The sequence below is a fragment of the Fibrobacter sp. UWEL genome (assembly GCF_900142535.1).
In the GTDB taxonomy this organism is placed as follows: Bacteria; Fibrobacterota; Fibrobacteria; order Fibrobacterales; family Fibrobacteraceae; genus Fibrobacter.
In genome coordinates this window covers 114,074-125,275 of sequence record NZ_FRBE01000011.1, presented here as the reverse complement: position 1 = coordinate 125,275, position 11,202 = coordinate 114,074, and the positions used below count along the sequence as shown (strand labels likewise).

8 protein-coding genes are annotated in these 11,202 nt (G+C 47.8%); 3 read left to right on the top strand and 5 right to left on the bottom strand.

The features are described from left to right. Positions 1-367: 367 nt before the first annotated feature. The gene (locus BUB59_RS08820) at positions 368-676 is read right to left on the bottom strand and encodes an alpha/beta hydrolase family protein (RefSeq protein ID WP_073228697.1); all 309 of its coding nucleotides are present in this window, start codon (positions 674-676) and stop codon (positions 368-370) included. 535 nt (positions 677-1,211) lie between these two features. On the opposite strand from BUB59_RS08820, the gene BUB59_RS08815 reads away from it, so the two are divergent. Continuing rightward, the gene (locus BUB59_RS08815; RefSeq protein WP_200778822.1) at positions 1,212-2,894 is read left to right on the top strand and encodes a sensor domain-containing diguanylate cyclase; all 1,683 of its coding nucleotides are present in this window, start codon (positions 1,212-1,214) and stop codon (positions 2,892-2,894) included. Between the two features lie 12 nt (positions 2,895-2,906). After that, positions 2,907-4,550, top strand: coding sequence for a bifunctional diguanylate cyclase/phosphodiesterase (locus tag BUB59_RS08810; RefSeq protein WP_073228692.1), 1,644 nt, complete (start codon positions 2,907-2,909; stop codon positions 4,548-4,550). 121 nt (positions 4,551-4,671) lie between these two features. Here BUB59_RS08810 and cysK (BUB59_RS08805) read toward each other — a convergent pair whose 3' ends face one another. From cysK (BUB59_RS08805) to BUB59_RS08795, 3 genes are all read right to left on the bottom strand, one after another. After that, a complete protein-coding gene (cysK, locus tag BUB59_RS08805) occupies positions 4,672-5,604 on the bottom strand; it encodes a cysteine synthase A (RefSeq protein ID WP_073228688.1) in 933 nt (310 codons plus the stop codon). A gap of 132 nt (positions 5,605-5,736) precedes the next feature. Continuing rightward, positions 5,737-6,669: a cysteine synthase A gene (gene cysK, locus BUB59_RS08800; RefSeq protein ID WP_073228684.1), complete on the bottom strand. Its 933-nt coding sequence runs from the start codon at positions 6,667-6,669 to the stop codon at positions 5,737-5,739. Positions 6,670-6,713: 44 nt separating this feature from the next. Continuing rightward, positions 6,714-7,994 carry an O-acetylhomoserine aminocarboxypropyltransferase/cysteine synthase family protein gene (locus tag BUB59_RS08795; protein WP_073228682.1) on the bottom strand — a complete coding sequence of 427 codons (1,281 nt, stop codon included), beginning with the start codon at positions 7,992-7,994 and terminating at the stop codon, positions 6,714-6,716. Between the two features lie 468 nt (positions 7,995-8,462). On the opposite strand from BUB59_RS08795, the gene BUB59_RS08790 reads away from it, so the two are divergent. Next, positions 8,463-10,037, top strand: coding sequence for a diguanylate cyclase domain-containing protein (locus tag BUB59_RS08790; RefSeq protein WP_234980008.1), 1,575 nt, complete (start codon positions 8,463-8,465; stop codon positions 10,035-10,037). Here the strand turns inward: BUB59_RS08790 and BUB59_RS08785 are convergent. Beyond that, the gene (locus BUB59_RS08785; RefSeq protein WP_073228677.1) at positions 10,034-11,173 is read right to left on the bottom strand and encodes an acyltransferase family protein; all 1,140 of its coding nucleotides are present in this window, start codon (positions 11,171-11,173) and stop codon (positions 10,034-10,036) included. The genes BUB59_RS08790 and BUB59_RS08785 overlap by 4 nt on opposite strands. Positions 11,174-11,202 lie beyond the last annotated feature (29 nt).

The window sequence follows — 11,202 nt, the reverse complement described above, 5'->3', positions numbered from 1 at the left end:
TGAACAATAGACCAAGAAAAAGGCTTGACTACCTAACACCAAATGAGTATCTTTTGAAAAAGTTCAACATTATGCGTTAGCGATTAGAAATCGCCGAGTCATTTGTCTTTCCTTTTCATGTGTTCGCAGGGTTTAAGAAAACCACCACGCTGTCATTAAAGACAGAAATTCAACTAAGAGTCATTTCTTAGATGGCGCCAAATATAAACGAAATTTATACCCTTTGTCCAATACTTAATTTCTAGCACGTTCTATAGATTTTTCTTATAACGCACTAATGCACGAATACAGTGCTAGTATTACAAAAAGAATCCCGAGAAAAATTCCTCAGGATCCTTTGTTGGTGTTTTGGTGTGAGAATTCGTTTTTAGAACTGGCTAAAGAAATCCCACATGGCAGCAGGTGCCCAGGTTTTCAGGCCGTCATCAGAAGTTTGGCCATCGGTGGGAGCCGCAATATGGCCGCCGTCGAAGGTAATGTACTTAACCGGATAACCAGCGTCGCAGTTCTTGAAATTGTATTCCACATGGGTTTTACTACCCGCATTTGTCTTGGTAATGGCATTGGGGCCAGCAGGCATATCGCAGCCGTTGTTTTCTGCATGGAGAGATGCGCAGAAGAAACCGCCTCTCTTCTTGCTTTCATTACCGTTGTAGGGGCAAGTGCCATCGCTCATACCGGTAATGCCCAGGTAAGCAATCTTCTTCTGGTGAAGTATTACTTTCGTGTTGTGAAAGCAATGTTAATAAGTACGGTTAAAATGATAGAAAAAATGACAATCGCTTATTTGAAATGCAAACTCAAATGTCACATCCGGGCACTTACACATTAAAGTAATACTTTCCCATTTAAATACTGCTCATATGGGAGCCTACAAGATTTACAATATGCAGGGTAAACTGATGGGAACCGTGAACGCAACATCTCCCCAGGAGGCTCGTGATGCATTCCGGCTCAAGCACAAGGAAAAAGCCTTCTATATAGTAAGGTAGTCTGCTTTTTTCGGAACTGTCGCACCCAAAAGGTGCGACTTTTTTTCCCTTTTCCGTTAAAATACCCGTTTATTCATCCAAGTTGGAATATATACATTCCACCTCCCCTGGAAATTAGCTCATAATAAAATCTAGTTCCATAAGGTGAAGCAATTTCAATTCGAATTTTCCGGTGTCGGCAAGCTCAAAAAGGAGCTCGACAAAATCAAACAGTGGAGAATGTCCAAGGTGACATCCTCCGTGGTTTTCAGTATCTACGCAGAAAACACAGATCGCGAGCAAATTGAGTTAGCCAGCGAAATTATTGAAAGCGAGATGCCGGATGCCCTCTATCTAGGCTGTTCCACCAATGGTACCATTACCGAAGGCAGACTTTCCGATTCACCCTTCGTGGTAGTATGCACGGTCTGCGAATACCCCTCCACTCAAGCGCACCTATTGCAGTATACCCTCACCGAGGATTCCGCTATCGATGTTGTGGAAAACCTTAAAAAGGAACTGGAAAAGCGCCCCTGGGTCAAGGCGATTGAACTTTTGGCAACCCTTCGCGGGATGTCCATGACCCCTTTCTGCGAAGCTTGCAACGATATCAATCCCGATATTCAAATTTTTGGCGGCGGAGCCTTCAACATAGACATCAATAATGACAATGCCTGTGTTTTTTCAAAGGCCAAGGGATATTCAGAAAAGGGCGTTATCTTCCTACTTACCGGCGGTGACGATCTTATCGTCCATACCACACATATTACCGGATGGAAGCCTCTAGGACGAGAATTCCATGTGACCAAGGCAAATGGAAGCATCTTGCAGGAGCTGGATGGAAAACCGGCCTATGACGCTTACTATAAATACCTGAATATTCCTAATAATGAGCATTTCTTCTACAATACTCTAGAATTTCCGTTCTTCTATAAACATCATGGAATCAATATTCTGAGAGCTCCTATTGCAAGTAATGACGACGGCTCTCTCACCATGACGTCTAATATTGAACAAGATGTCTACGCAAGAATTGCCTATGGAGATCCATGGACCATCCTGAACTGCATTGAGGAAGGCGGGCGCGAAATTGCCAAATTCCAGCCTGAAATTCTAAAGGTGTTTTCCTGCGCCGCCCGTAGAACTTTCTGGGGCAACGACGAGATTAGTAAAGAAACAGAGCCCTTCCAGAGCATTGCTCCCACTTCCGGTTTCTACACCTCCGGAGAATTTCTCCGTTGCGAAAACGAATTGATCCAGCACAATGTCACTCTGGTCATAGCAGCCATGCGTGAAGGAGCTATTGAAGAGACCTCCCAATTCAAGATGTCTTCCGAGACTTTCTCTGGTAAGGTATCCATGATTAACCGCCTAGCCACCTTCATTGACGCCGCCACCGCAGAACTAGCGGAAGCCAACCAGAAGCTGGCGAAGATGGCCATTGAAGACAGCCTTACCACCCTTTATAACCGCGCAGAAACCCAGCGTAGAATTATCAGTGCACTTAAACAGTTTAATGAAGCCAACAAGAAAGTATCCCTCATTATGATGGACATTGATAATTTCAAGATGGTCAACGATACCTACGGTCACAAAGAAGGTGACAACGTCATTCTCGGTTTGACAAAGGTCATTAAGGAAGTAGTCCAAAAGCACAACCCCGAAGCATCCTGTGGAAGATGGGGTGGTGAAGAATTTATGGTGGTCCTTCCTGACGTTGACTGCGAAAAAGCAGCCGAAATCGCCAACGAAATCCGTACCACATTTGCAGCAATTATGTTCCCAATGGCTCGCCGCAAAACCATCAGTATCGGCGTTGTAGAAGCCCTTCGTGGCGAAAGCGCCGATATGGTCAGCGTACGAGTAGACAGCGCTCTATACGAAGCGAAGAACAATGGTAAAAACCAGGTTTATATTGGGTAATGGAGGCACAAAATGAATACGCAAAAACTCGACGCTCTTTTTGAAGCATACTCCATCGCCGCTGATGGCGCATACGTCTATGTATGTGACGTCAAGAACGATTTCTCTAGATGGTCCAAGGCCGCAGTTGACTACTTCGGTCTCCCCGGCGAGTATATGGAAAATGCAGCCAGCATCTGGATTGACCACATCAGCCCCGACGATCGGGAGGATTTTGAAGCTAATATTGCAGACCTTTTCGAAGGACGCGAAAAGAGCCACAATATCCAATATCGAGCCAAGGCAAAAGATGGAAAGTACGTCCTTTGCACCTGCAGCGGCGTCATTCTTCCCGATAACGACGGAACCCCCGCCTACTTCTGTGGAATTATCAAGAATCACGACTGCCTGAATTACACTGATTCCATCACGAATCTTCGCAGTCTGTACGGATTCCTGGAAGACATCAAGAGCAGCCTATGGAAGAAGCAGGAAATCAGTATCATCATGATTGGTCTGGAAGATTTCTCCAGAGCAAATGACATCTACAACTACGCTTTTGGTAACAGAATTCTCCGCAAGTTTGGTTCCATTCTCCAGCAGGCGTTCCGCGGTATGGGCATCACCTACCGTATGGACGGAACCAAGTTCGCAGTCATTTCCGAAAACAGTTCCATCGAGGATCTAAACGCCATCTATCGTGACGTGCAGGATCTCGTGGCACAGAACTTCTATGTTGCATCCGACCGCATCGCCCTTTCACTTTGTGCAGGTGCGGTTAGCATCAACGACTTCTCTGTAAATGCGGACACGGTTTATTCCTGCCTGAAGTTCGCCTTTGCAGAATCCAAGAATACCCGCCATGGAGATCTGTTCCTCTTCCAGGATGCCCTCAATGACGAACAGAAGGACAACCTGAAGAGAATCAACTTCATCCGCAATTGTATCATCGACAACTGCAAGGGATTCTATCTCTGCTACCAGCCGGTAGTGGACACCAAGACCGAAAAGTTGAAAGGCGCCGAAGCTTTGATCCGCTGGCGTCACGAGGAATACGGAGTAGTTCCTCCCATGTCCTTCATTCCCGTATTGGAACAGGATAGCCTCTTCCCGGAATTGGGCAAGTGGATTCTAAAGCAGTCCCTCATTGATTGCAAGAAGATTCTCGACAAGAATCCCGACTTCGTAATCAACGTGAACCTGTCCTACGCACAGCTTGAAAAGGGCAATTTCTCCCAGGATGTAATCGACATCCTGAAAGAAACGCAATTCCCCGCCAAGAACCTCTGCCTGGAAATCACTGAACGCTGCCGCCTGCTGAACATCAGTCATCTGAAGAAAATTTTCGAAACGCTTCGGGATCAAGGCATCCGCGTTGCCCTGGACGATTTCGGTACAGGCTTCTCTTCTCTGGGAATTCTCCGTGACTTACCCGTGAACACCGTGAAAATCGACCGCGGCTACGTCATGAACGTTGAAAACGACGAGAAGGATTGCAATACCGTACGATTCATCAGTGACCTGGCCAAATCCTTCTCTGCAGAAGTTTGCGCCGAAGGTATTGAAACAGAAGGTATGCGAGATAAGTTGCGTGAACTGGCCGTCACCAGTTTGCAAGGCTATTACTACTCCAAGCCCATCGAAATCGATGAATTCTACAACAAGTTTTGCAAGTAACCACTTGTAAAAAAACGAAGCAAAAAAAAACGCTAGGAAGCCTTGTGCATCCTAGCGTTTTTAACAAGGTCCCTGAGCGGAGCCGAAGGGCCGAACCAAGGTTGGTGAGCTTGCCGAACCATTACTCTGCGAACAGTTCCGTAGACAAATAGCGGTCGCCAGTATCAGGCAGGATCACCACAATGTTCTTGCCCTTGTTTTCGGGGCGCTTTGCCAATTCCTTGGCAGCCCAGAGAGCGGCGCCAGCAGAAATGCCCACCAGCACGCCTTCGGTCTTTCCAATCTCTCGAGCGCATTCATATGCAGGGTCAGCTTCCACCGCAATGATTTCGTCAAGGATCTTGGTGTTCAGAATTTCGGGAACAAAATTTGCACCAATGCCCTGAAGCTTATGGGGGCCTGCAACGCCCTTGGAGAGCAGCGGAGAAGTAGCAGGTTCCACAGCTACAATCTTCACATTGGGATTCTTGGACTTCAAATATTCGCCAGTTCCCGTAATGGTGCCGCCGGTGCCGACACCCGCCACAAAGATGTCCACGTTACCATCGGTATCTTCCCAAATTTCTGGGCCGGTGGATTCCACATGGGCAGCGGGATTTGCAGGGTTTACGAACTGGCCTGCAATAAAGCTGTTGGGAATGGTCCGCAAAAGTTCTTCAGCCTTTTCAATGCAGCCGGCCATGCCCTTGGCGCCTTCGCTCAACACAAGTTCAGCACCGTAGGCAGTCATCAAGATGCAACGTTCCCTGCTCATGGAATCAGGCATCACAATAATCACGCGATAACCGCGGGCAGCAGCCACTGCGGCAAGGCCAATGCCAGTATTACCAGAAGTAGGCTCGATGATCACAGAATCCTTGGTCAACTTGCCGGACTTTTCCGCCTCGTCCATCATCTTCTTTGCCACGCGATCCTTGATGGATCCTGCGGGGTTCAAGTATTCCAGCTTCGCCAGGATTTTTGCGTCCAGATTGTTCTTCTTTTCGATGTTGCAAAGTTCCAGGAGAGGAGTATGGCCAATCAGCTGGTCGACAGAGGTATAAATTTTAGACATAGAAACCATCTCGTGATATGTTTAAACTATGTCTAAATATTAAAAAAACGCCAGAAAGCTAATGATGCTTTCCAGCGTTTTTCACTCGACATTAACCAACTTGTGGTAAGAGCGGGTCCTTACGACCTTAAATTATTCAGCGAACAGTGCAGTAGACAGGTAGCGATCGCCGGTATCCGGGAGAAGAGCCACGATGGTCTTGCCCTTGTTTTCCGGACGCTTTGCCAATTCCTTAGCAGCCCAGAGAGCAGCACCGGAAGAGATACCTACCAGCACGCCTTCCTTGTGGCCGATTTCGCGACCAGATTCGAAAGCAGCTTCGTTTTCGACGGCGATGATTTCGTCATAAACCTTAGTATCGAGAGTGTCAGGAACAAAGCCTGCACCAATACCCTGGATCTTATGAGCGCCAGCAGTACCCTTGGAGAGAACCGGAGAAGAAGCAGGTTCAACGGCAACAACCTTCACGTTGGGGTTCTTGGACTTCAGATACTGACCCACGCCGGAAACGGTACCACCAGTACCAACACCAGCCACGAAGATATCAACCTTACCATCGGTGTCTTCCCAGATTTCCGGACCGGTAGTAGCGCGGTGAGTTGCCGGGTTAGCCGGGTTCACGAACTGGCCAGGAATGAAGCTGTTGGGGATTTCGGCAGCAAGTTCGTTTGCACGAGCGATAGCGCCCTTCATGCCCTTTGCACCTTCGGTAAGAACGAGTTCAGCACCGTAAGCCTTGATGATCTGGCGACGTTCAACGCTCATGGTTTCGGGCATCACGATGATGATGCGGTAGCCGCGAGCAGCAGCAACAGAAGCAAGACCGATACCGGTGTTACCGGAGGTGGGTTCGATGATTACTGCACCGGGCTTCAGCTTGCCGGACTGTTCAGCATCGTCAAGGATACCCTTAGCGATACGGTCCTTCACGGAGCCAGCGGGGTTGAAGTATTCAAGCTTTGCGAGAACCTTTGCACCGAGGTTGTTTGCGGCTTCGATGTGAGTGAGTTCCAGGAGCGGGGTGTGACCGATGAGCTGATCTGCAGAGGTATAAATCTTAGACATTTTTGAAATCCTTTATTTTAAAATTTGTTTTTTGATCCGTTTAATTAAACTTGTGCCAGAGCCTGTTCCAAATCCGCGATGATGTCATCGATGTGTTCAGTACCGATGGAGAGGCGGATGGTGGACGGAGTGATATTCTGTTCCTTGAATTCTTCTTCATTCAGTTCGGAATGAGTGGTGGTATACGGATGAATCACCAGGCTCTTCACGTCAGCAACGTTTGCCAGCAGGCTGAAGATCTTCAGGTTGTCGATGAACTTCCAAGCTTCTGCCTGACCGCCCTTGATTTCAAAGGTAAAGATGGAGGCGCCGCCCTTGGGGAAGTACTTCTTGAAGTTTGCGTGGTCCGGATGGGTCGGGAGGCTGGGGTGGCTCACGGAAGCAACCTTGGGGTGCTTGGAGAGGAATTCCACAACCTTGTTAGTATTTTCGATGTGGCGTTCGATACGGAGGGACAGAGTTTCAGTACCCTGGATCAATGCCCAAGCAGCGAACGGAGAAATTGCAGCGCCCTGGTCACGGAGGAGAATTGCGCGGATGTAAGTTACGAATGCTGCACCCGGAACTGCATCGGCGAAGCTTACGCCATGATAGCTAACGTTCGGGTTAGCGATGGTGGGGAACTTGCCGGACTTCCAGTTGGTCTTGCCGGATTCGATAATGATGCCGCCCAGAGTAGTACCGTGGCCACCGATGAACTTAGTAGCGGAATGAACAACCACGTCTGCACCATGTTCGAAGGGGCGGAACAGGTACGGAGTACCGAAGGTGTTATCAACAATGACAGCCAAGCCATGCTTGTGAGCAAGTTCGATCAAAGCGTCGATATCGGAAACGTCGGAATTGGGGTTGCCCAGAGTTTCCAGATAAAGAATCTTGGTATTTTCCTTGATGGCAGCTTCAACTTCGGCCAGATTGTGAGTGTCTACGAAAGTAGTTTCAACACCGAAGGGGCGAAGAGTGTGCTTCAGGAGGTTGTAGGAGCCACCGTAAATGGTCTTCTGAGCTACAACGTGATCACCAGCCTGAGCGATAGCTTCAATGGCGTAGGTAATTGCAGCGGCGCCACTTGCAACGGCCAGAGCTGCGGAACCACCTTCCAGGGCAGCGATACGCTGTTCGAAAACGCCCTGGGTGGAGTTGGTCAAACGACCGTAGATGTTACCAGCGTCGCGGAGGCCGAAGCGGTCTGCAGCATGCTGAGAGTTGTGGAACACATAAGAGGTGGTTGCGTAAATAGGAACTGCGCGAGAATCGGTTGCGGGGTCTGCGGTTTCCTGGCCAACGTGGAGCTGAAGAGTTTCAAAGTGAAGATTCTGAGACATGTTTAAAATTCCTTTTTTGAAGTGACCGTCAGGTCATTTTGTTTTCCTTACCCGCTTGTCATCCTGAGCGTAGCGAAGCGGAGTCGAAGGATCTATTTGTTATTTGTTTTTGAGCGTTTCGCTCGGGCTTTGGTATTTTGCGTTAGCCTCGCATTCGGTCCCCGGCCCAACATCGCCGGTAGTCACTAAAGAAGAAATTGAAATCCATTGTGTTTATCTCCGTACTGTTCGTCAGCTTCAGTTCCCTACAAGTTTTGTAGGCTTCTCAACCTGACGAGGTATAAGTTAGAACTATTTTCCCACTATTCCAATAGGTTTTGTAGGAAAAAGCGAAATTTTCTTTCAAAACCACCCACTTCTATAGCCAGAAACTATAACTGATAAGAAAACATACCGATAGCAGCCCCAAAATCGCGTTTTTTCACCATCCATAACAACGTCATCCGCATTTTTCTTATAATTATGGCTATGAAAACAAGCATCCAGAGTAAAATCCTTAAGCTCATCATCTCTGCCATCCTGTTCTGCTCCCTTCTGGTGGGGGGAATCGGGTATTATTGCGCCAATGACCGTATCGGCAAGGACGCAGAGGAACGCCTAGCCCTTATCGGCGAAAAGGAAGCCCTCAAGATATCCTCTACCCTAGAGAATATCGAGCAATACGTAAAGACATTTAGCTATGTAGCTCTCGAAAGCCTAGACAATTTCGACGATCTCTCGAAGGACAGCACCCGAGAAAGCCATACTCAGGAAAACTTAAACTTCATTCACGCAACCATTCGAAATGTATCCAGCGCCGTTGCAGTGTACATGCGATACAACCCGCAGTTCACTCCGCCAACCTCCGGCATCTTCATGGCTAAAACCAGTAAGACTAGCGATATCCAAAAACAGATTCCTACTGACTTTTCCAAATACGAATCCACCGACATCGAACATGTAGGCTGGTACTACATTCCCGTCCAAAGTGGCGCACCTATTTGGATGAATCCATACGAAAACAGAAACATCGACATTTACATGATTTCCTATGTGATGCCCCTGTTCAAATTCGGCAAGGAAATTGGCGTTGTCGGTATGGACATTGACTTCCGATTCCTCACCACCCAGATTTCAAAGATTAAGCTATTCAAAACCGGTTACGCATTCCTAGAAGACAAGAACGGCAACGTGACCTACCACCCCACTTTAAAGATGGGCGCCAAGCTGGAAGAAACTCCCAATCTTAAAGTCATCCGCAACGATCTTCGAAACGGCATGAAGCTGGTCCTGGTAGTTCCCAGGGAGGAATTCAACGAGGAACGTACCGAGTTGACCTTACAAATTGTATCCATCGCCGCAGTGATTATCCTTCTCTTTATCTTGATTTCCATTTACTTTGCACGTACGATTACGCGCCCCCTCCTTAAGCTAACCGAAGCAGCAAACCAGATGACCACCGGAAATCTGGACGTCTCCTTCGACACCAACAGCAAGGATGAAATCGGCGTTCTCAGCAGAAGTTTTGACGCCGCACGAATCCATATCAAGGAATACTTGAACTACGTCAAGGGCATTGCATATAAGGACGCCTTGACCGGCGTTCGTAACAAGGCAGCCTTTGACAATCACGTCCAGGAATTACAACAACAAGTAATTACAAATGACATCCAGGATTTCGGCATCATTCTACTGGATATTAACGGACTGAAATCCATTAACGACTCCTACGGCCACGGCAACGGCAACAAGCTTCTGAAAAACGCATGTCAGATTATCTGTCAGACATTTGCCCATAGTCCCGTATTCCGCATTGGCGGTGATGAATTTGCAGTCGTTCTTCAAGGAAACGATTACATCAATCGCGGCAACTTGATGAACCTGCTTCAGCTCAATATGGCCAAGTCCGAAATTACAGGACAATCCGCCTGGGAAAAGATTTCTCTTGCAGCAGGCTTCACCGTCTATCGCGGCATAAACGACTCCATCAACGCCATGCTCAAGCGAGCCGACGAAGCCATGTACCAGAACAAGAAAGAAATGAAGGCAGAAAAGCAGGCTTAAGCAGCCTTCTTTGCACCCTTGATTTTATTGACAATAAAGCTTGCGCAGAAATCAATAATCCAGGCGCAGGCAAAAGACATCCCCAGCACCAGCAGGAACACCAGCACGGATTTTTTCGGAGCGTAGGAGAACTGCTGGAAATAATAGAAGCAGAAGAAGCTGTGAATCAGCCAGATGCCTGTGGATTGATTTCCAATCACTAGCAGGGGTTTCTTGAGGACATTCTGTCGGCACGTCACCATCACGATTCCCAAGCAAAGAGACGCACCATAAAGAGCATCAAACTGGTCAAAACCCCAGACATTAGACTGCACCCAGCCATCTCTCAAAATCAGGGGAAGCAAGATAAAGACAAAGCCAGTCAAGACGCGGGCGACATTCTTCCCCTCAAACCTTGCCATGATTCGTTCCATGATCTCGTACTTAGCCATCCAGGCGCCCAGCATAAACATGGGTAAAAGAATCAAGGTGGGGCTCATCTTGATCCAGATAAAGGATGCACGCAGATAGATCAGCTTATCCCAGGTCAGAACCACATGCAAAAGCACACGTTCGGTAAAGACCGCAAGAATGGTAATCAGCACGATATCGGCATAGAGGGAACTGCGCTTCCGACTAAAGAAAGCCATCACCATCGGTGACATCAATACCAGAATCAAATAGGATGTCAGGAACCACCATTCCGCATTGAAGGTGGAATCAATGAGAAGAGCATTCTTTACCCAGCTTGCCAAATCCTTCGTAATGAAGGGACATTTCAAATACAGCCCCATGGGGATAAACACCAGGAAAACAGGCCATACTTTAAAGTAGAGTTTCTTCAGGCGGCGAAAAATGAAGGAAAGGTAAGCTTCCGTCTTATCCCCATCACCACAAGACTGCAGCTGCTTGGAGAACCCGCGATAAATGCCAAAGCCGGCCATGACCGTAAACATGGCAACGCAAACTTTTCCCAGCAGGGCCAAATGCCAGATGACAGAAGTGCCATCGCTCATGGGAATCATCGGTTCGTAAGAAGCGCCGTTTACCAATCGATAGGGGAATGCAAAAACATGATGGACCAGCATCAACATCACGGCAATGCCCTTTACTGCAGCGGTATCATCCCTACTAACACCAATGTTCCATTTGCTCATAGTTTTTCCAGAAGATAAAATATGAGGGC